20 protein-coding genes are annotated in these 20,032 nt (G+C 45.2%); 7 read left to right on the top strand and 13 right to left on the bottom strand.

Features of this window, described 5'->3' with window-relative positions; all coding sequences use genetic code 11:
• Positions 1-2: 2 nt before the first annotated feature.
• The 3 genes from FNC98_RS15460 to ubiD form a co-directional block, all read right to left on the bottom strand.
• Complete coding sequence (locus tag FNC98_RS15460) at positions 3-704, bottom strand: hypothetical protein (protein ID WP_144035171.1); 702 nt, start codon at positions 702-704, stop codon at positions 3-5.
• 189 nt (positions 705-893) lie between these two features.
• Positions 894-1,595, bottom strand: coding sequence for an NAD(P)H-flavin reductase (gene fre, locus FNC98_RS15455; protein WP_144035603.1), 702 nt, complete (start codon positions 1,593-1,595; stop codon positions 894-896).
• Positions 1,596-1,727: 132 nt separating this feature from the next.
• The gene (gene ubiD, locus FNC98_RS15450) at positions 1,728-3,194 is read right to left on the bottom strand and encodes a 4-hydroxy-3-polyprenylbenzoate decarboxylase (protein WP_144035170.1); all 1,467 of its coding nucleotides are present in this window, start codon (positions 3,192-3,194) and stop codon (positions 1,728-1,730) included.
• A 165-nt stretch (positions 3,195-3,359) separates the two neighbouring features.
• Here ubiD and FNC98_RS15445 point away from each other — a divergent pair, with 165 nt between their 5' ends.
• The 4 genes from FNC98_RS15445 (at position 3,360) to FNC98_RS15430 (ending at position 8,043) form a co-directional block, all read left to right on the top strand.
• Positions 3,360-3,884 (top strand): hypothetical protein, encoded by a 525-nt coding sequence (locus FNC98_RS15445; RefSeq protein WP_221932896.1) that lies wholly within the window; start codon positions 3,360-3,362, stop codon positions 3,882-3,884.
• A gap of 825 nt (positions 3,885-4,709) precedes the next feature.
• Positions 4,710-6,137 (top strand): amidohydrolase, encoded by a 1,428-nt coding sequence (locus tag FNC98_RS15440; RefSeq protein ID WP_144035168.1) that lies wholly within the window; start codon positions 4,710-4,712, stop codon positions 6,135-6,137.
• Positions 6,134-7,405 carry an amidohydrolase family protein gene (locus FNC98_RS15435; protein ID WP_144035167.1) on the top strand — a complete coding sequence of 424 codons (1,272 nt, stop codon included), beginning with the start codon at positions 6,134-6,136 and terminating at the stop codon, positions 7,403-7,405. The genes FNC98_RS15440 and FNC98_RS15435 overlap by 4 nt, the downstream gene beginning before the upstream one ends.
• Before the next feature lie 227 nt (positions 7,406-7,632).
• Positions 7,633-8,043, top strand: a complete 411-nt coding sequence (locus FNC98_RS15430; RefSeq protein ID WP_144035166.1) for a hypothetical protein — start codon at positions 7,633-7,635, stop codon at positions 8,041-8,043.
• Positions 8,044-8,095: 52 nt separating this feature from the next.
• Here the strand turns inward: FNC98_RS15430 and FNC98_RS15425 are convergent, their stop codons facing one another.
• Together FNC98_RS15425 and FNC98_RS15420 are read right to left on the bottom strand one after the other, a co-directional pair.
• Positions 8,096-9,394: an MFS transporter gene (locus FNC98_RS15425; protein ID WP_144035165.1), complete on the bottom strand. Its 1,299-nt coding sequence runs from the start codon at positions 9,392-9,394 to the stop codon at positions 8,096-8,098.
• Positions 9,395-9,411: 17 nt separating this feature from the next.
• A complete protein-coding gene (locus FNC98_RS15420) occupies positions 9,412-10,764 on the bottom strand; it encodes an MATE family efflux transporter (RefSeq protein WP_144035164.1) in 1,353 nt (450 codons plus the stop codon).
• A gap of 105 nt (positions 10,765-10,869) precedes the next feature.
• On the opposite strand from FNC98_RS15420, the gene FNC98_RS15415 reads away from it, so the two are divergent.
• From FNC98_RS15415 to FNC98_RS15405, 3 genes are all read left to right on the top strand, one after another.
• Entirely contained in the window at positions 10,870-11,952 is a 1,083-nt protein-coding gene (locus FNC98_RS15415; RefSeq protein WP_260680375.1) for a polysaccharide deacetylase family protein, read from the top strand.
• Positions 11,953-12,029: 77 nt separating this feature from the next.
• Complete coding sequence (locus tag FNC98_RS15410) at positions 12,030-12,686, top strand: SDR family NAD(P)-dependent oxidoreductase (protein ID WP_185968003.1); 657 nt, start codon at positions 12,030-12,032, stop codon at positions 12,684-12,686.
• A gap of 100 nt (positions 12,687-12,786) precedes the next feature.
• Positions 12,787-13,452 carry a glutathione S-transferase family protein gene (locus FNC98_RS15405; RefSeq protein ID WP_144035162.1) on the top strand — a complete coding sequence of 222 codons (666 nt, stop codon included), beginning with the start codon at positions 12,787-12,789 and terminating at the stop codon, positions 13,450-13,452.
• Between the two features lie 23 nt (positions 13,453-13,475).
• Here FNC98_RS15405 and FNC98_RS15400 read toward each other — a convergent pair whose 3' ends face one another.
• From FNC98_RS15400 to FNC98_RS15365, 8 genes are all read right to left on the bottom strand, one after another.
• Complete coding sequence (locus FNC98_RS15400) at positions 13,476-13,871, bottom strand: hypothetical protein (RefSeq protein WP_144035161.1); 396 nt, start codon at positions 13,869-13,871, stop codon at positions 13,476-13,478.
• Positions 13,872-14,192: 321 nt separating this feature from the next.
• On the bottom strand, positions 14,193-14,543 hold the full coding sequence (locus FNC98_RS15395) for a hypothetical protein (RefSeq protein WP_144035160.1): 351 nt from the start codon (positions 14,541-14,543) through the stop codon (positions 14,193-14,195).
• Between the two features lie 211 nt (positions 14,544-14,754).
• A complete protein-coding gene (locus FNC98_RS15390; protein WP_144035159.1) occupies positions 14,755-15,480 on the bottom strand; it encodes a YebC/PmpR family DNA-binding transcriptional regulator in 726 nt (241 codons plus the stop codon).
• Positions 15,481-15,571: 91 nt separating this feature from the next.
• Positions 15,572-16,186 (bottom strand): DUF1287 domain-containing protein, encoded by a 615-nt coding sequence (locus FNC98_RS15385; protein ID WP_144035158.1) that lies wholly within the window; start codon positions 16,184-16,186, stop codon positions 15,572-15,574.
• Positions 16,187-16,356: 170 nt separating this feature from the next.
• Complete coding sequence (locus tag FNC98_RS15380) at positions 16,357-17,337, bottom strand: DUF2167 domain-containing protein (RefSeq protein ID WP_144035157.1); 981 nt, start codon at positions 17,335-17,337, stop codon at positions 16,357-16,359.
• A 45-nt stretch (positions 17,338-17,382) separates the two neighbouring features.
• On the bottom strand, positions 17,383-18,015 hold the full coding sequence (locus FNC98_RS15375; RefSeq protein ID WP_144035156.1) for an SCO family protein: 633 nt from the start codon (positions 18,013-18,015) through the stop codon (positions 17,383-17,385).
• 68 nt (positions 18,016-18,083) lie between these two features.
• Complete coding sequence (gene cyoE / locus FNC98_RS15370) at positions 18,084-19,022, bottom strand: heme o synthase (RefSeq protein ID WP_144035155.1); 939 nt, start codon at positions 19,020-19,022, stop codon at positions 18,084-18,086.
• Entirely contained in the window at positions 19,015-20,022 is a 1,008-nt protein-coding gene (locus FNC98_RS15365; protein WP_144035154.1) for a COX15/CtaA family protein, read from the bottom strand. The genes cyoE and FNC98_RS15365 overlap by 8 nt, the downstream gene beginning before the upstream one ends.
• Positions 20,023-20,032: the final 10 nt, after the last annotated feature.

Genomic DNA, 20,032 nt, shown 5'->3' with positions numbered 1-20,032 from the left:
CTTTAGATAGCTTTAGTAATGGCTTGCTTGGTGTTTTCTACAGCCTGGTAATATGAAGTGGTTACGCTTGGGAACGTCGGTGGCTCATCCCACTCACCGCTTGGCTGGATAGTCTCGTTGAACTTCATATATTGAATATATGCATTGGTTTCAAGATCGATACCGTACAGTAATCCTGAAACGTGACCTTGTGGATCGCCATTTGGAATGTAGTTGCTGAAGCTGCGGTATGCGCCGTGTTCAGTGATTTCTAAAACCACTAACACATCAATGTCTAGCTTTTCCTTTAGAGAACGAAAATCTTTAGTTGCATAACCAAGCTCACCTTTGAACTTTTTCATTTTGTTAACTGGAACTGGTAACTCTACCAAGCTCACATTTTGAGTCTTCAGCTTGTAGCGCTCCAAAACCAGGTTTTTGATATTTTCCAACTCGCCATTATCGACGTTACTTTTCAAATGAGTATCTAATTTAGCGGTAAGCGAGCTTGCAACGCCGTAGCACAGTAAACAACCAGCACCATAAATATGAGTTGTAGCCTGAGAAGCAGGTTGGATATAAGCAACACCAACTTTTAAGTCAGGTTTTGCAAAAACGTTGGTGCTTAGCGCTACGGTCGGCTGAGGTGTGCTTCCACATGCGGTTAGGGTGATTGCCAAAATGGCAACGACAAAGTATTTAAACTTAGCGAATAGAGGTTTCATTTTAGGTCCTTTTTGTTATTTTATTCGGTCAATGAATGGTTAACTGCCGAAAAGTTAAGCTCCTGATTTGAACATTTTTAAGGTTGAATTGTAAAGAATTGTAAAATACTGAAAACTCAGCCCTATATTCCAATAAATTATAAAGCTGAGTTTTTAATAAAGAAATATGAATATTATGTAAATTTATGGTTAGCTTTTGATAAACGCAAAAGCATCGGCATACATATGCTCGACTATGGCGCCCTTTTTAATAAATTCTTCACGTAAAAAACCGACCATATCAAAGCGACCAGCCAGATAAATATCGTATGGCTCCAGCGAGAAGATATCCTCCATTAACGGCTCATGAACTTTACCGATACGACCTTTCCAGTTAGCGGTTGCAGTTTCTACGATGGGGAAAAATTTCGCTCGTGGTAACTGATTAACTAAAGCTTTAGTTTCGGCTAGCTGATAACAAGCGGATTCATCACGAAGTCCCCAGTAAACCCAAACTGGACGCTTAGTTTGCGACTTAACCAGTTGTCCTAAAATCGATTTGATGTAAGAAAAACCTGTGCCACCGGCTAGCAAAATAACCGGACGATGACTGTCTTCACGCAGGTGCGCACTACCTGCTGGCATTTCGATAGTAACGGTTTTATTGGCCTTAACGTGATCGATTACCTGCATGGCCCAGCCGTCTGCGGCGAAAGCACCAATTTGCAATTCAATCAGCTCATCACCCGGGCTGCTGGCGATGGAAAACGGGCGCTTGTCATCGTCACTCATAACAAAATTCAGATACTGACCCGCTTTGAAGTCGCAGGCTTGTTCTGGCTTTAACAGAATTTGATAGACGTGTGCCGTTAATGGCGTAATGGATTGAACGTTACAGCTAATGGTGTTCATTTCTAATTTGCTTCTCATTTTATGGGTTCTGGCCAGGCTCTTTAAGCCTAGCCCAGATCAATATACATGCAGTGCTACAAAGGTTGAGTAAGATAGCATATCTCTACGCGTTTCTTCTTTACCTCAACGTTTCTATTTAATGTCTAACTCATCCCAGAGGGCATCGACTTCTTCGATAACGGCCTGATCCATAATAATCGGCGTCCCCCACTCACGATCGGTCTCGCCCGGCCATTTATTGGTGGCGTCCATCCCCATTTTTGAACCTAAACCAGATACTGGCGAGGCAAAATCGAGGTAATCGATTGGGGTGTTTTCCACTAGGGTTGTATCACGGGCTGGATCCATGCGGGTAGTCATCGCCCACACCACATCTTCCCAGTTGCGCGCATCTACGTCATCGTCGCAGACAATCACAAACTTGGTGTACATGAACTGACGCAGGAATGACCAGACACCCATCATCACCCGTTTGGCATGACCTGGATATTGCTTTTTCATCGTCACCACCGCCATACGGTATGAACACCCTTCAGGGGGTAGATAGAAATCGACAATTTCCGGGAACTGTTTTTGAATCAAGGGCACAAACACTTCGTTCAATGCCACTCCTAAAATTGCTGGCTCATCTGGCGGACGGCCCGTGTAGGTGCTGTGATAAATTGGCTCTTTACGATGAGTCACATGGGTTACGGTGAAAACCGGGAAATCATCCACTTCATTGTAATAACCCGTATGATCGCCGTACGGGCCTTCAGGCGCCATTTCTTCAGGGTCGATATAACCTTCGAGAACAATCTCCGCGGATGCCGGGACTTCCAAGTCATTGCTGAGACATTTCACCACTTCGGTCTTACTGCCACGTAGTAAACCGGCAAACGCATATTCGGACAAGGAATCAGGCACTGGCGTAACCGCGCCCAAAATGGTTGCCGGATCCGCGCCCAGAGCCACGGAAACCGGAAACTTTTCGCCTGGATGGCGTTGTTTGAATTCCTGAAAATCCAGAGCCCCGCCACGATGCGATAGCCAACGCATAATGACCTTGTTAGGGCCCAATAGTTGCTGGCGATAGATACCCAGATTCTGACGTTCTTTTTCTGGACCGCGAGTTACGGTTAAGCCCCAGGTAATTAGTGGCGCAACATCTCCCGGCCAGCAACGCTGAATCGGTAACTTGGTTAAGTCGACGTCATCACCTGTCATCACAAATTCCTGACATGGTGCTTTTTTCAGTCGTTTAGCTGGCATATTCAATACTTGTTTGAATATTGGCATTTTGTCGATGGCGTCTTTGAAACCTTTTGGTGGTTCTGGTTCTTTGAGCATTGCCAGAAGTTTGCCTACTTCACGCAAAGCTTCGACATTCTCCTGACCCATCGCCATAGCCACACGCTCTGGAGTACCAAACAGGTTTGTCAGTACTGGCATATCGTGACCAATTGGGTTTTCAAATAACAGCGCCGGCCCCTTGGCTTTCAAGGTTCGGTCACTGATTTCCGTCATCACCAAATCCGTGGATATCGGTTGGCGAATGCGCTTTAACTGGCCCTGCTGCTCCAGTTTCTCAATAAAGTCGCGTAAATCTTTGTATTTCATAAAGTCCGCTAAACGCTGTGTTCACACAAATGCTGGCTATTATAACGGCTGGCGAAGAGAAAGCCTAACAAAGCAGCGGTTTAGTCAGAAAATTGAATCTTGATCGCGAAGAACCTAATCTGATATTGATAATGTATTGTTTTATATTAGTTAATTGAGGTCAGTATGAGAATGATTAAACCAATCCGCCTCTTGGCACTAATCTTTACTGGTTTTGCCTGGCCGGCAATGGCAAATAGCAACTGTACGGATCCAGGCTATAGTCAGTTCGATTTCTGGTTGGGGGAATGGCAGGTCATTAACGAAACACCCGGTAATCGCAATAACGGCAATGCTCCGTCGAGTAGCAAAATCAGTAAAATTTTAGGGGATTGTAGCATTCTCGAAGAGTATCAAACGCCAACAGGCTTTGCCGGAAAGAGCCTGAACATTTTTAATAAACAGAATGATAGCTGGCATCAAACCTGGGTAGATAATTCTGGCTTGTTGTTACAACTCGATGGCCAGTTCAGCGAAGGCGTTATGACAATGACCGGCACGATTAAAGACAAGGACGGCAAGGACGTTGAGCAGAAAATAAGTTGGCGAGCACTTGATAATGGTGATGTTCGACAAATTTGGGAGCAACGGGATGCTGAAGGTAATTGGCAGGTTTTATTTAATGGCCGGTATGTAAAGGCTGCTGATTAGCACCTTAAAAGCACCTTAAAAGCAGCTTATATTAAACCTGTCAGAATGAATTTAGCGAATTTGAATCCTTGAACCTTCCACTTTCGTTTATTGATACGCCGTCATCCTGCACTTGATGCGGGACCTCCTAACGCATGCGGTGATCCTATTTATTTCAACTTCTTAGCTTAAGAGCTAAATAAACAAATCTCAGTATACCGAAGGAAGATCCCGTGTCGGAGCACGGGATGACGCAGTAAATAAAGGGAATAGCGTATGAGTCTAATCCGATCATTCAAGTTTGGCCAGGATTCCCTGTCGTGGCAGGGAATGACTCTAGGGTTTTTGTTTTTAACTCGGAGCGACGTTTTTTAGCGGGTACAGAATTTCAGTTCCCGACAAATTCTGCACACCAACGTCCTTGTCGGCAACCCGGAACGATCTTTGATTGTGTACTTGAAGTGACGTTTTTCGTCACGTACCCTGAGTATCGCTCGCGATACGTACCTAGCGAGTTACCAGCTCTCGACGCAGTCTCCCTCGACAGCGTCCTCACCGAAAATTGCTCCTCGATAACTGCTCCTCGATAACTGCTCCTGCGTTATTCTACCTACATACATCCGTGTATTAGTGCGTTATTCTAACTACATACTTCCATGTATTAGTGCATTTTCGGCATATAGGCCAATCCATGGCCAAAACCGACGCAGTATTCTCCGACAGCGTCCAGCCTTCGCTCCCGTCCAACACCCTGCTTTTCCGGTTTAATTACCATGACAACTTAACAGCGCCTTGATAGCATTGTTAAGCTAACCTTATAACTATTTTAATAATGTAAGAGAAACTATGATTAACAAAACGCTCAACAAGGCGTTGTTCACAGGTGTCTCTTTACTTGCACTTGCAACCCTTGCCGGTTGTGGAGAGCAGGAAAAGAAAGACACTAAGGAACAGGACGCCCTGGTCGAAATTAATAAAAATCCTTTCCCTAGTACCTATGAACCCCTTCCGTCTGAGGCTACATTGATCACCAATGTTACCTTGCTTGATGGTATTGGCGGGCAAATGGAAAATGCCTCGATTTTGCTTGAAAACGGCAAAATCAAAGCCGTCGGAACCGACATTACCGCCCCGGATGGTGTTAAAACCATTGATGGTAAAGGCAAGTGGGTTACTCCAGGTATTGTTGATGCGCACTCACACTTAGGTGTATATGCGACGCCTGACGCTCATGCACATGCTGATGGTAATGAAATGACTAAACCGGTAACTGCAGCAGTTTGGGCTGAGCACTCTATCTGGCCACAGGATCCCGGCTTTCGTCGCGCTCTAGCCGGTGGTGTAACGTCCATGCAAATTCTTCCGGGTTCTGCGAACCTGGTTGGTGGTCGCAGTGTCACCGTTAAAAACTTACCAGATCGTACTATCCAGGATATGAAATTCCCGGATGCACCATACGGCCTGAAAATGGCCTGTGGTGAAAACCCTAAACGTGTTTACGGTAAAAAAGGCGGCCCAATGACCCGTATGGGTAATGTCGCAGGTTATCGTCAGGCGTGGATTGATGCCAAAGCTTATAAAGAGCAATGGGAAAAATACTACGACGATTATGAAGCGGGAGAGAATCCGAAAGCGCCAAAACGCGATCTTGCAAAAGATACCTTAGCGGGTGTGCTTGATGGTGATATCTTAGTTCACATGCATTGTTATCGTGCCGATGAAATGGTGGTGATGATTGATGTAATGAAGGAGTTTGATTATCAAATTACCAGTTTCCAGCACGGTGTTGAGGCATACAAGATAGCCGACAAACTTGCGGAAAATAACATCTGTTCAGCGATGTGGGCTGATTGGTGGGGCTTTAAAATGGAAGCCTATGATGGTATTCGCGAGAATATTCCAATGGTTGAGCAGGCTGGAGCTTGCGCCATCGTTCACTCTGATTCCGATCAGGGTATTCAACGCCTGAATCAGGAAGCGGCGAAAGCCTTATCTGATGGACAACGCGCTGGTATCGACATTTCAAAAGCACAGGCATGGACCTGGTTATCTGCTAATCCAGCGAAATCACTGGGCATCTTTGAAAAAACCGGTTCTTTAGAAGTTGGCAAAAACGCCGATGTGGTTTTATGGTCTGCGGATCCTTTCTCAACTTATGCACAGGCCGAATTAGTATACATTGATGGCGGTCTGGCATTTGATAGAAACAACCCTGAAAGCTGGGCAATCAGCGATTTCGAGCTAGGACAAGCAGGCGAAGGAGATCACAAATGAACAAGACGTTAATTGCTTCAATTGTTGCTGCTGGTGTAACCGTGAGTGCTGGCGCAGCTGCAGAAAATATCGCCATTGTTGGCGGTAAAGTACATACCATGACTTCAACCGGTACCCTGGAAAAAGCAACGATACTGATTGAAGATAACAAAATTACAAAAGTCGGCAAGGACATCACGGTTTCTGGCGAATATCGTGTGATTGATGCTACCGGCAAAGTGGTAACCCCTGGGTTAATGGGGGCGTTTACGTCGTTAGGCCTGGTGGAAGTTCCTTCTTACGGCTCAGGCGTTGATGCCAATGCTGGAAAGGCAGCCATCAGTGCAGGACTTGATGCCTCCTATGCGATTACGCCAGACACAAGCTTGCGTGATATTACCCGTATCGAGGGTTTCACCAGTGTTGCTAGCGCGGTTTCTCAGTCTGCGACTATGTTCAAAGGCCAGGGTGCGATTGTTACGTTAGGTAATGATGAAACGCCTGTAACCAAGGCGCGTGCTTTTATGGTAGTGGATGTTAGCGAAAGTGGTGCTCATAAGGCTGGCGGCAGTCGCGCCGCACTTTGGGTTGAGCTTCGCGATGCATTGAAACAAGCGGAATATGCTCAGAATATTCGTTTTACGCCGCAAACTGAATGGCATGGTATGCCGGTTGCTGATGTCAAAGCCTTAGTCCCTGTGGTTAAAGGTGATACACCATTATTGGTGATTGCACATCGTGCTACTGACATTCGTCAGGTTATTGCGTTAAAAGAAGAGTTTTCGTCTTTAAACATTACCTTGGTTGGCGCCGCTGAAGGTTGGCGTGTTGCCGATGAAATTGGTGCCGTGGGCTTTTCGGTAATTCTTAATCCGGAATCTAACCTGCCATATAGCTTCCAGCAAAACGCCGCGACACTGGCTAATGCGGGTCGTTTAAACGAAGCCGGTGTAAATGTGGCGATCGGTATGAATACTCATAATATCCGTTTAGCCTCACAAAATGCTGGTAATGCGGTAGCTAATGGTTTGCCTTATCAGGCAGGCCTGGCGTCATTGACCTCTTCTGTAGCCAAAATCTATGGCCTTGAAGACACTCATGGCAGCTTGAAAGCAGGCATGACAGCCGATGTTGTGGTTTGGTCTGGTGACCCTCTTGAGGTTATGCATGCACCAACCAATGTCATTATCAATGGTGAAGAGGTAAAACTGGAATCACGCCAGACAAAACTGCGTGATCGTTACCTGAGCTTAGAATCCGATAAGCCAGTACAGTACACCCGCCCATAAGCATTCAAAGCTTTATTAAGCACCCTAAAGAAACCGGCTACCGCCGGTTTCTTTGCATCCTATGGGGTCAGAGTCAATTTTCATTCAATCAAAGCTAAATTAATCAATAAGTTAACCTCGTTATCTTGATGACTCTGTCCCCATTAACTAACTTTACGCTTCATTGACAGACAGCTAGTTGTTTTCCATGTAAGCTGAACCGGATATCAAAAAAATGGGATTACGGAATGATGAAACAACAAGGTACCTTGCTAGCTGTGACAATGGCCATTGCATTGATTCTTATTGGCTGCACCAGTAAACCACAGGTACTGACGCAAAATTTTGTCACCGACATAACCAATGATGGCTCGAAACGGTTTGAGCTTTCCCTTGAGCTGTCAAAGCAAAAACCGGCAAAAAATGAGGGGGAAAATGGAAAGTCGGTAAAGCGTGGCCCAGGAAAAGGTAGGAGTTCTGGGGCGGCAATGGGAAATGATCGTCAGACCGAAAGTCTGGCCGAGTTACTCGAAGAACGTCTGCAATTGGTGATGGCTGAAACGGGGTTTTGCGAACAGGGATACATGGTGTTTGAGCGCAATCTTAGCCGCGAGTTTTTAAGTGTTCGCGGCGAATGCAATGAAGGCGTTGAGTCTTAATGAAGGGGACAGAGTCGTTGACTTAACCATCCTAAGGCTATGTTTTAAAACATTATTTAATTTTGGTAATTGACTCTGACCCCATAGGGTAAGAGCGTTCACGACGATATTGGATGATACTTATCACCAGCATGATGGCCACAAATGGAGAGGCGATCATGATCAAGGTGTTCCAGTTGCTGGAAAACAGCAGGTAGCCGGCCAATAAGGAGCCTAAGGCCTGGACGGTAAAGATGGTAAAGTCATTCACGGCCTGCACCTTGAATCTTTCATTGTGCTGATAACTTTGCGGCAAAATTACGGTGCCGGTAATGAACAGAAAATTCCAACCAATGCCCAGCAATACCAACGCCCACCAATAATGAACCACCTGATGCCCACCTAAAGCGATGACTAAAACCAAAAACATCACGATAGAGCCAGCAATCAGAATATTGGCGGCGCCAAAGCGTTTGATTAGGCTGCCGGTAATAAGTGAAGGCAGGAACATGGCGGCAATATGACTTTGAATCACCCATTTGGTGTCGTCGAGACTGTGGCCATGCACGCCATGCATGCTCAAAGGCGTTGCTGTCATTAATAAACTCATCACCCCATAGCCAATAGCTGCCGAGCAGACAGCAATGATAAATACCGGTTGTTTAACGATTTCATTAAGTGGTCTGCCGGGGCTGTCGTGTGTTTCAACCTGAGCGATTTTAGGATTACTAAACCATTGAAAGATTGCCATGCTGGCGATAATTAAGCAGGCAAGGGCCACAAAAGAGCCAACGTAAGTTCCTTGCGAGGGCAGCCAGTCTTTGCTCATTAACGCTACTTCCGGGCCAATCATTGCGGCCGCAATACCAGAAAGCATTAATGTCGAGATCACCCGAGGCCCTTCTTTCTCGGAAACACTTTCAAGGGCGGCAAATCTTAGTTGCTGAGAGAAAGCCAGACTGGAACCGAAACAAATACTGGCGGCAATCAACACATAGAAGTTTTGATACTTTGCAGCGAATGTCGCCAATAAAGCGCCGATTAAGGCGATAGCGTAACCCATGTTCGTGGCTTTTTTGCGGCCTGACAGGGCGCTCAATCTTGCGGCAAGTAACGTAGACGCCGCAAGTCCGACAATCATCATGGTCAGCGGTAGTGTCGCAAGCGTTGCATCTGGCGCGATTTCTCTGGCGAGGATACCGCTAATAAAGGTCATGGTCGGAGAAATACAAAGTAACAGAGGTTGTGAAACTACCAGTACCCAGATATTTCTCGGATATCGATAAACATTATTTAATACCCAGACGCCGGCCATCATGGCGAGAGAAACCACAAGCAGGGTAGGATTAATCCAGGATACGATAGATTCCATCAGCGATATTGCTCTTGTTATACGAATTTATGATGATTTTTATAGTAATGCAGACCAAGGGTCACACCGCGGCTGGCCATGAATATACAAAATGCTGCCCAAAGCCCATGATTGCCATATCCCTGCAGCAACCACCAGGCCGGGAAAAAACAGCCAAAGGTGGCAATGACCATAGAATTACGCATCGCTTTAGCCTGGGTAAGGCCTATATATATGCCATCGAACAGGTAACACCAACAGGCAATGATTGGCAGTGCTACCATCCAGGGTAAAAATTCACCGGCATAATTTATCACCGAATCGATATTGGTTAACAAGGTGATAAACCAATGGCCTAAAAATAAAAACAACAGACTGTAGAAAACGGCAAATAAGCCGTTAAAGATCAATGCGATATTTACCGAAAGTGCCAAGGCTTTTTTATTGTGTGCGCCTTTAGCGCGGCCAACTCTGGCCTCTGCGCCATAAGCGATGCCATCGAGACCAAAAGAAATCAACAACAGGAAATTTAACAGGATTGCATTGGCTGCAACTACAGTATCACCAAGTCGGGCACCTTGAAAGGTAATAAATACGAAGCAGATCTCCAGGCATAAGGTACGAATCACGATATCACGATTGAGTTTCACAAAAGGAATTAACTGCGCTTTATCTAAGAGATGCTGTTTGAGGCCAGCCCAGATTTCCTGTCTCTGACGCTTATTTAACCCTATGGTTTTATGCACAAAGTAAAGGCCAAGAGCAAAACTTGAATACTCGGCAATGATGGTGGCCCAGGCGATACCAAGGATCTGCCACTCAAAGCCAATAACAAACAATAAATCAAGCACAAGATTGGTGAGGTTGGTGATGATCAGCAACCACATCGCATATTTCGCCTTGTGCATACCAAGCAGCCAACCAAGTATCACCAGGTTACATAAGGATGCGGGAAAGCCCCAGATCCGCACACTGGCATATTGATGGGCGTAGAACTGCACCTGTTCACTGCCTCCTGCCAGGGCGAGTGAAAAGTTTATATAGGGCACCTGCAAGATAATCATCAAAATGCCAATTACCAGTGCCACTAATAGTCCTCGGCTCAACACCAAAAACATCTGGGTCTGGTCTTCACTACCGAAAGCCTGAGCTACCAAACCCGTAGTCGACATTCTTAAGAATCCACAAAACCAGGTAACAAAGGTAATGATCATCGCACCGACAGCAGTCGCACCGAGAAAGTAGGCTTCAGGTAAGTGACCAATCACTCCGGTGTCGACCAACCCTAATAATGGCACGGTAATATTGGACAAAATCATCGGTATCGCGAGCGCGAAAAGGGCTTTGCGTTCCGTCTGGGGAGTGATTCTGGATGCGTCTGAATTCGACATGAGAGTCAAAGAGTTGCCTTTGCCTGGATGAGATTAACTTCTTGAATAATAACACGTGTTAAGCGATCATCAGCATTAAATTAGTATTTGGCTTGAGAGATTTATATGCTGTTGCTGAAGTTATTAATTCGTCGTCTTAGCGTCGCAATTCTGATGTTTTTGCCATTAACAGGCACCCACGCTGCGGTCATTCTCGCCTATCATCATGTCAGTGAGGACACTCCGCCGAGCACTTCATTATCGCCAGCACAATTTACCAAGCATCTGGTTTATTTACGTGATAATGGATTTACCGTTATTCCTCTAAATGAATTAATTGACAGCTTAAAGGCCGGTAAAAAAATTGCCGATAGAACTGTGGTCATTACCTTTGACGATGGTTATACCGATATTTTTGAGAAAGCCCATCCGATCCTCAAAGCCTTCGATTACCCTTACACCTTATTTATTAATCCAGGCAAAGTGGCGAAGAACAAATCCGGATACCTTACCTGGGAGCAACTCAAGGCTATGTCCGATGATGGTGTGTTAATTGCTAATCACGGTCTGCATCATGACTCACTTATTAAAACACCCAAAGGGATGAGCGATAAAGACTGGGTTAAAGAAAAGCTCAGCCAGTTACAGGAATCGGAGCAGGTTCTAAAGGAAAAACTAGGCCAATCCTGGAAGTATTTTGCCCTGCCTTATGGTGAATATAATGCCGATATTCAGCAACAATTAGAGGCCTTAGACTACGTGGTGTTTACCCAACAATCTGGCGCTGTGGGAGAGCATACCGATCTAACCGCAGTACCCAGATTTCCAGCCTCGCAACCCTATGACAAACTTAAACCGCTGTCGACAAAACTAAAATCTCTACCGTTTAAGGTCTCTGATGACAGCCAACGCAGTGAGACGATAGTTGCTGCTAATACGCCGCCGGAACAGCTGGATAAGACCATCAGCTTGAACGTTGATGACTTTTATAGCTCCCAGTTAAACTGCTTTGTATCTGGACAAGGCCGGGTTGACGTTAAATGGGCAGAAGATAAATCCGGTTTTGAATTATTGATACAGGAGCCTCTTGCCACAGGCCGGGTGCGGGCAAATTGCACAGCGCCGAGTATTAGTAATCCCGGACGATTTTACTGGTATTCCCGTCCCTGGTTTGTGAAAAAAGCTGATGGCAGCTGGTATAAGGATTAAACCTCTTCATCGACAATCTTATTTTGTAGGGCTAGCTTTAAGGTCTATAGAGTCCAAATGGCATAAATGAGGCAATTATGAAAACCGCACTAGTTACCGGCGCCAATCGAGGTATTGGCTTAGAGATCGCCAAAGGCTTGGTAAGTATAGGCTACAGGGTGTTTGTTGGTGCCAGGGATTTATCTTTAGGTAAGAAGGCCGCTAATGAGATTGGCGCTGAAGCGATAGAGTTAGATGTGGGTGATGAAGAAAGCATTAAACGTGCCGTAGCAATCTTAGGAAGTGTCGATGTGCTGGTGAATAATGCCGGGATTTTAGGCGAAGGACACGTGTTAGATGATATCGACGAATTCGATAACTCGATGGCAGTGATGGTTCGAGGTCCGTTTTTGCTGATGCATTATTTATTGCCCTCAATGATTGCCAATAACTTTGGCAGGGTGGTTAATGTGTCCTCGGGTTGGGGCGCGTTTTCATCAGGGTTAGAAGGCCCTGGAGGCTATGGTGTGGCGAAGGCATCGCTCAATGCATTAACCTTTTCCGCAGCTCGTGATATGCCCGATAATGTGAAAATAAATGCCATGTGTCCCGGCTGGGTTCGTACCCGCATGGGAGGTCAAGAAGCGGACCGTTCCATTGAAGAGGGCGCAGATACCGGTATCTGGTTAGCAACTCTACCTGATGATGGTCCAAGTGGTGGATTTTTTCGCGACAGAACTCCTGTGGATTGGTAAAAAAAACAAACTCATTAATTTTGAGATTGAAATTCCAGGCGTTAGCCCAATATCTTTTTCTATGTAACCTTCACTTACTAGACAGAGAAAGATATATCCCATGAGTCAAAACTTAGCTTTATTTGGTGCGCCAATTTCCCCTTTTGTTCGTAAAGTTCGTCTGGTATTGGCATACAAAGGCCTGGATTATGAACAAGTTAACGTGGTGCCGTTCGGCCCTGATAAGCCTGTAGAGTTTGAAGAAAATAGTCCTCTTGGCAAAATTCCTTTATTTCGAACCGGTGATCAATACATCAGCGATTCTGAAGTTATCTGTGCATACTTAGAGAAAGCTTTCCCGGAAAATCCGTTACTGCCTGAAGACCCAATCCTTGCAGCTCGCGCCTTATGGTTTAGCCAATACGCGAGCACAGTCATGATCACCGCCATAGGCGCGCACCTTTTTGCCGAGCGGGTGTTAGCGCCTTTTGTTTTTAAACGCGAGCCAATCGAAGCCGATATCAAACTTGCTGTTGAGACCGAGATCCCGGCGATTTTAGATTACCTGGAAGGTGAGTTGACGGATGATTTTCTGGTGGGTAACAGCATGACATTTGCAGACATCATGGTTGGTGGCATGTTTATGACCCTACATTATTGTAATGAGCGCGTTGACGCTGCTACCCACCCTAAGGTTGCAGCTTACGTGGAACGCTTATTAAGTGAGCCGGTATTTGCAAAAACAATCGCTGAAGAAAAAACCATGATGCAGGCATTTATTGGTTAGTGGCTTTGTTGTTATAAACCAACCTAGTGGTAGGCGTATAACACCAATACCGCAAAGGCCACGGTAACCAGACCTACCACCACATGCACTAACGGTGTCAGCCGAGCCACCCAGGCTATCAGGCGAATAAATCGATTGCGGCCGATAAGCATTAACACTATGCCGGCGGCAATCGATATGTATCCCAATATCTGCACAACCTCGGGCAATTTTGTTTGGCTAGCGGTATAAAGGAGTGCGGCGCCAAATAAAAACCTCACCGCGACGGCGAGAAAGTGAAACAGAAAAAGGTGTTTAAAACGCCCTAGAAAGCCAAATATTGGTGATGGTAGAATGGTGATGACAACGCCAAAAGCACCAATGAACATGGCAAACCAACGGATAAACTCCAGAGCCCAGGTAGTGATTGTTGCTTCCATTGACGCCTCTTCTATTTTTCAGTCAGTTTAATGACATTAGCAGAAAAACACCGAAAGCAAAGGCGGCGAGTCCAGCCAGATGATGAAATTCATACCAATCACACTAAGTTTGTGCACTACTCAGAGTTTGAGCAGAGGTTCATTTGCAACATAGATTTTATTGATATAGTCATTCTATATTAATGAAATATAGGGCAGTAAATGGGCCTCTCACAAACTCCCTACGGGTGAGTTTTAAAGGCGTTTATCCTGCGTTACTGATTTTGACAATGGAGCGACCATTCTCTGCAATCCAAGCCTTGTCTAAAAGCCTTTAAATTCTCACTGAGTGAGCAATAATTTAATGTGATTGGTATTAGGCCCGATGGAGAGCGCCCAGCTAAGCAGCTGTTGAAATCGCTTTCTGCCAATTAATAAAAATACCGCCGCGGCAGCAATTGATAAACCACCGAGAACCTTAAAGGTCAGGGGAAAACTCGATTGACTGGCTGCCAGAATTAGTGCGGCGCCGAGAATTACCCGAACAACGACGGCGAGAACATGGGTGGAAAGATCCTGGCGTTTGCGTTCGATGTAGCCATAAACCGGCTCTGGACGGAATAAAATCCAAATACCCATAATCATCATTAACGCCGCAAATACATCAATAAAATAAACAGCTGAATTATTCATAACGCCTCCAGTACTGATATTCAGTAGCAATAAGCTATCCGTTAATTATAGCAATCTGCTAATAAATCGCGTTCGCTGTTGGTCAAATGAATGGATCAAAAAGGCTAGTATTAATAGTGAGTTAGAGCGCTGTAAAAGACATTTTGTTTATGGTGCGGACAATAAAAAAGCCAGCATGAGAGCTGGCTTTTGAATATCTAGATATTCGCGATTAGCTTTCTAATTCAGCATTGTGATAAATGTTTTGCACATCATCACTATCATTTAGCATATTGATGAACTTTTCAAAGTTCGCTAAATCTTCTTCACCACTGATGGTGGTGTAAGTTTGTGGAACCCAGGTAATTTCTTCCATTTCAAAATTGATTTCTGGGAACGCTTCAGTTAATGCCGTTTTCGCTTTGAAGAATTCAGTGTGTGGGGCAAAAACCGTCATCATACCGTCGTCGTTTTCGATATCAGTTACATCGACATCGGCCATCATCAGCGCTTCAAGCACCGCTTCTTCGTCATCATTTTCAAATGAGAATAATGCCTGGTGGTCAAACATGTGTGCCGCAGAGCCCGGGCCACCAATTTTCGAATCGGTTTTAGTAAATGCCTGACGGACGTCTTTGATGGTACGGTTGGTATTGTCGGTTAGACAGTCAACGATAACCATGCAGCCGCCTGGGCCGAAACCTTCGTAACGAGCGCTTTCATAGTTCTCGCCACCGCCACCTTTGGCTTTATCAATCGCTTTTTCGATTACGTGGGTTGGAACCTGATCTTTTTTCGCTTTTTCGATCAAACGACGAAGTGCCAGGTTACCATCGGGGTCTACACCACCATTCTTGGCGCAAACATAAATTTCTTTACCGTACTTTGAGTAAACCTTAGTTTTTTGGCCCTGAGTTTTAGCCATAGACTCTTTACGGTTTTGGAACGCTCTGCCCATATCTCTCTACTCGTTCTTTTATCAGTCAATATTGCTGCTAATTTTATCAGGACTCGCACAAAAAGTGCCAGTAAAAATCCCAGGTTGGCGGTTATTCGACCGATTTCTCCGGCCAATAACGGTAACGTCCGGTGATTTCAAAGGAAAACAGCATATCGCTGATTTCAGGTCCTGAACCTATGTTATGAATGATTAACGGGTTGCCGGAAATTGCTGAGCGCTGGTCACTGACGATACCAATATGGGGTAAATTTCCTGGTAACATCCAGGTTACTAATTCTCCTGGCTGGTAATCACTGGCTTGATTGGAAATGGTAAGGGTTTCACCATGACGGCGGAAAAATGCCTGCAGATTGGGAACTCGACGGTGATCGATATTGGTATCGGGACGGGTTAATCCCCAAATCCTTTTGGAAGGATAAGCGCTGAAATTCTCGCGAATATCCTCGTGAACCAGTTGTTGTAAATCTATGCCTAAGGTCCGATATGAGCGAATTACCACATCGGTGCATACACCGATATTGGCAGGGACATCGCCGTTAGGATAAGCAATGGCAAGATAACGACCATCATAAGTTACTGACGCTTGCGTGCGAAGCAAGGCTGCATCGGTTAGCTTGTCGGAAAATGATTCCGCCATTGAGCTCAAAGGCAAGGCGAGTGTACTTGCGCAAAGAATCGAGAGCAGAGCATGTTTAATAACCATAGAGACTTCCTTATCGAGCCAGGACATAAAATTATTATTGGCAGAAATCCCTTATGATTGCGAATAAAGCGTAATATCAAACCGTTACCGGATGTTTCTAATCTCTTTTAGGGCAATAAAAAAGGCGATGCAGTGCATCGCCTTTAACCATAATGAGTGATTTATTTGAATTAAGACGTGGCTTCTTCAGCTTTTGGTTTTCTTGAGAAAACTTTTTTCAATAGCGCCCCAATCCCAATCAGGATAAAGATACCGAATTTTTTCAAAAACATAATAGCTGCAGCCAGAAATCCGGTTTTCGCCAGTACTTTGCCGGCAACAAGCGCGCCGACACCGTATGCGGCAACTTCGTCAATCTCCGGATCGAAATCCGCGTAACGTGAACCCGCATCGAACTCGGCAATTGCCAAAACGCTATCAAGGTTGTCATCGATGATATCTTTTTGGTCCATGCCGGCGATGAAATTAAGAACCAAAACCCCTTTACGGCCGAGAACGCGGATATTGTAATTCAGGGTATTGGTCTCATGACCGGCAAAATTGATTTCCTTTGCCCAGTGCAACTTATTACTTTGCTGATCATAAAAAGGCTGGCTTACCCAACCGACTAATTGCATCGCTGGATAACCTGCCTCTTCACGCTCGGCATTGGCGGCAAGGGTATCTTTCTGCATTTGTAGCAGTAATTCGCTGTAGTCGATATCAGCGGCATCTTCATCAGAAACATAACCATCTTCTGAAAATTCAATGGTCACTGCCCAGGATTCCATATCAAATGGCGTTAAACCGGTTGGTAATAACATTCCCAGAACCGTTTCGCTCGGTGGGTTACCCCAGATATCTTCCAATACGACCTTAGAATCTTGCTGATTTAGAAAGTAATATTGTTCCGGAATGTTTAAGGTGGCGCCAACACCGTCGATTTCAACCACACCATTAATAGGTGTTAATGACTCCAGCGTTTGTTGTACCCAAAGTTGGTATTGTTGTTCTTCTGTCAGTTCAGCAAAGTCGGTATGCTCATCAACTGCCACCGTAGCTTCTGCAATTTCACTTGCCGTTTCCTGCTCATTTTCGTTTGCATAGCTTTTAGTAGTATATGCACAAAGAAATGCAGCTAATGTAATTGAACTGAGTAAATTAAGTTTCATTGTCTTCCCTGTATCGTGCTTCGCAGCCGATATTTTTATTGTTATTTAAGAGGTTTGTTTGACGATTTTAGCAAAATCGCTCAATAGTATTTTTGCGTCCACGCTTGGTACCTGACCAACTTGAACCGCGGGTTTGAATATTGCCTGAATTTTCCCTTGAGGATTAATCAAAACAATCGAAGCACTATGATTTACCAAATAATTTTCTTTACTCATATCGTCGGTGATTGAATACATCAACCCCAGATTCCTGGAAAACGGAAACAATACATCGTGTTCTGCGCGAAGGGCAATAAATTCTTTGTTGAAGTAGTTAATATAACTGTTTAAGCGCTGTGTCGTATCGCGTTGCGGGTCAGCACTGACCAACAAAACCTGTACCGGATCTTCGGCTGCTTTGTTGAGATCAGCATAAACATAGTTCAGCTCTTGCAGGGTAACCGGGCATACGTCCGGGCATGAGGTATAGCCGAAAAATACCAAAGACCACTTGCCAGCAAGACGGTCATTGGCAAATTCATCGCCGTTGTGATCGGTCAGCGCAAATGGCAATACACTGCGTGGTTGCTGATATACCAGAGCCTGTTCAACTTGCTGACTTTGCTGATAGGTTTGATACAAAATCAAACCTATGGCCGCGGAGAGAATGGCCAGAATAATAAGAATAAATTTTTGCATAAGAGACATCCTGACAAACAAAAGAGCGCCAACTTATCGGCGCTCAAGTCATAGACTCTGCCTAAATTTTACGGCAGAGGTAATAAGTAATGATCCGCTAACAGAATCACAAACAATAACATTAAATGAATGATCGAGAAACGGAAGGTTTGCATCGCCGTATCTTTTTCAGCATTGAATTTTAACTTCCAGGCATAGGCGAGAAAAATCGCATTCAAGGCTACTGCACCGATCAGATATAACCAATTACTCATCTCCACTAAATAAGGGATAAGACCGACAATAAATAGCAATACTGTGTACAACAGGATTTGCGTTTTGGTGAAGTTGATGCCATGGGTTACCGGCAGCATAGGGATATTTACCTTGGCATAATCATCACGGCGATGAATAGCCAAAGCCCAGAAATGCGGCGGTGTCCAGGTAAACACTAACAATACCAATAGCAGCGCGTGAGGGTGAATCTCATTGGTCACTGAGGTCCAGCCTAACAGTGGCGGTATGGCGCCGGCTAATCCGCCAATAGTGATATTTTGTGGTGTCGCACGTTTTAAATACATGGTGTAGATAACGGAATAGCCGACCAGACCCGATAGGGTTAACCAGGCGGTGAGAGGATTTACTAACGCATAAAGCAAGACAAACCCAATCAGACTCAACGCGGTGGCAAACACAATGGCTTTAGTCGTGGTAATGCGGCCATTGGGTAAAGGGCGATTGCTGGTTCTTGCCATTTTCGCGTCAATTTGCTGATCAACAATGTGATTGATTGCCGCAGAAGCTGAGGAAAGTAACCAGATACCGGCAATGCTCGGTAGCATTATTTGCCAAGGAATGGCGCCAGGAATTGCCATGCACATCCCAACCAATGCGGTCAGCACCAATAAAGCCACAACCCTGGGTTTGGTGATTTCATAATATTCGCGCCACAGTGGAGTTGTGAATGTTTTTACTTCAGATTTGACGACAACACCTTTGGCGTTGGTTTCAGTAACGATTTCAGACATAAGCATTCTCCGGGCGAGGCTTGAGGGTATAGGTGATGGTGATAAGCGCCAACATTAATATTGCAGCCACCACGTTATGGGCAACCGCAACCGCTAGCGGTAGTGAAAACACGACGTTTGATACGCCAAGTGCAACTTGAATTAGTAAAATGCCACCCATAATCAGTGAAGCTTTTTTCATGGTTGCAGACTGCGCTTTGAAAAACAGGGTGAGTGCTAACCAGGCAAGGTAGAAGAAGGTTATCATCGCGCCGATGCGATGCATGGCATGAATGGTGACACGCTCAGCCGCGCCTAAATAACCAAACTCATAAGTCTCTCTCTCTGGTGGTATCAATTGGAAAGATTCGCTGAAGGTCAGCTGCTCCATCCAGCCATCATGACAAACCGGCAGTTCCTGGCATACCAGTGCCGCATAATTTGATGATGTCCAGCCGCCAAGAGCAATCTGTAGACCAAGAATAACAATGCCAATAAACGCAAACGGAGTGTATTTCGCTAACGCTGCATCATTACTGCTGCCCCTGACTTTACTTATCCTGAGCAACAGCAGGTACAACAGGCATAAGGTTAAAAAGCCGCCTAACAAATGCCCCATGACAATGATTGGCATCAATTTTAAGGTTACGGTCCAGGCACCCAAAGCCGCTTGAAAGATAACCACCCCTAGCATGATTAATGGCAAATATAAGGGGCCACCCTGCTCGCGGTTTTTAAATGACAGAATAAAAATCAAACCAATTAACAAGCCCAGGGTACCGGCGAAATAACGATGAATCATTTCGTTCCAGGCTTTATGAGGCTCAACCGGGCGTTCAGGAAACGCCATTTCCGCTTTGATTATTTGCTCCTGAGTTTTTGGAACGTCAATCAAACCATAACAGCCTGGCCAGTCTGGACAACCCAGGCCGGCGTCAGTAAGACGTGTATATGCACCAAGAGAAATCACCCCAAGGGCTAATATCAGGGTCAGGATAAGCAAAGGTTTATTATTATTCATACGTCTTTCC

Origin of the sequence: Thalassotalea sp. PS06 (assembly GCF_007197775.1) — a bacterium.
Lineage (GTDB): Bacteria > Pseudomonadota > Gammaproteobacteria > Enterobacterales > Alteromonadaceae > Thalassotalea_A.
Note: the sequence above shows the minus strand (reverse complement) of the source record. Positions and strands in the feature narration are given on the sequence as shown.

Excerpts from the sequence above, each read along its gene's own strand:
- FNC98_RS15460 (WP_144035171.1), bottom strand. The coding sequence starts at position 704 with ATGAAACCTCTATTCGCTAAGTTTAAATACTTTGTCGTTGCCATTTTG.
- fre (WP_144035603.1), bottom strand. The coding sequence starts at position 1,595 with ATGAACACCATTAGCTGTAACGTTCAATCCATTACGCCATTAACGGCA.
- ubiD (WP_144035170.1), bottom strand. The coding sequence starts at position 3,194 with ATGAAATACAAAGATTTACGCGACTTTATTGAGAAACTGGAGCAGCAG.
- FNC98_RS15445 (WP_221932896.1), top strand. The coding sequence starts at position 3,360 with ATGAGAATGATTAAACCAATCCGCCTCTTGGCACTAATCTTTACTGGT.
- FNC98_RS15440 (WP_144035168.1), top strand. The coding sequence starts at position 4,710 with ATGATTAACAAAACGCTCAACAAGGCGTTGTTCACAGGTGTCTCTTTA.
- FNC98_RS15435 (WP_144035167.1), top strand. The coding sequence starts at position 6,134 with ATGAACAAGACGTTAATTGCTTCAATTGTTGCTGCTGGTGTAACCGTG.
- FNC98_RS15430 (WP_144035166.1), top strand. The coding sequence starts at position 7,633 with ATGATGAAACAACAAGGTACCTTGCTAGCTGTGACAATGGCCATTGCA.
- FNC98_RS15425 (WP_144035165.1), bottom strand. The coding sequence starts at position 9,394 with ATGGAATCTATCGTATCCTGGATTAATCCTACCCTGCTTGTGGTTTCT.
- FNC98_RS15420 (WP_144035164.1), bottom strand. The coding sequence starts at position 10,764 with ATGTCGAATTCAGACGCATCCAGAATCACTCCCCAGACGGAACGCAAA.
- FNC98_RS15415 (WP_260680375.1), top strand. The coding sequence starts at position 10,870 with ATGCTGTTGCTGAAGTTATTAATTCGTCGTCTTAGCGTCGCAATTCTG.
- FNC98_RS15410 (WP_185968003.1), top strand. The coding sequence starts at position 12,030 with ATGAAAACCGCACTAGTTACCGGCGCCAATCGAGGTATTGGCTTAGAG.
- FNC98_RS15405 (WP_144035162.1), top strand. The coding sequence starts at position 12,787 with ATGAGTCAAAACTTAGCTTTATTTGGTGCGCCAATTTCCCCTTTTGTT.
- FNC98_RS15400 (WP_144035161.1), bottom strand. The coding sequence starts at position 13,871 with ATGGAAGCAACAATCACTACCTGGGCTCTGGAGTTTATCCGTTGGTTT.
- FNC98_RS15395 (WP_144035160.1), bottom strand. The coding sequence starts at position 14,543 with ATGAATAATTCAGCTGTTTATTTTATTGATGTATTTGCGGCGTTAATG.
- FNC98_RS15390 (WP_144035159.1), bottom strand. The coding sequence starts at position 15,480 with ATGGGCAGAGCGTTCCAAAACCGTAAAGAGTCTATGGCTAAAACTCAG.
- FNC98_RS15385 (WP_144035158.1), bottom strand. The coding sequence starts at position 16,186 with ATGGTTATTAAACATGCTCTGCTCTCGATTCTTTGCGCAAGTACACTC.
- FNC98_RS15380 (WP_144035157.1), bottom strand. The coding sequence starts at position 17,337 with ATGAAACTTAATTTACTCAGTTCAATTACATTAGCTGCATTTCTTTGT.
- FNC98_RS15375 (WP_144035156.1), bottom strand. The coding sequence starts at position 18,015 with ATGCAAAAATTTATTCTTATTATTCTGGCCATTCTCTCCGCGGCCATA.
- cyoE (WP_144035155.1), bottom strand. The coding sequence starts at position 19,022 with ATGTCTGAAATCGTTACTGAAACCAACGCCAAAGGTGTTGTCGTCAAA.
- FNC98_RS15365 (WP_144035154.1), bottom strand. The coding sequence starts at position 20,022 with ATGAATAATAATAAACCTTTGCTTATCCTGACCCTGATATTAGCCCTT.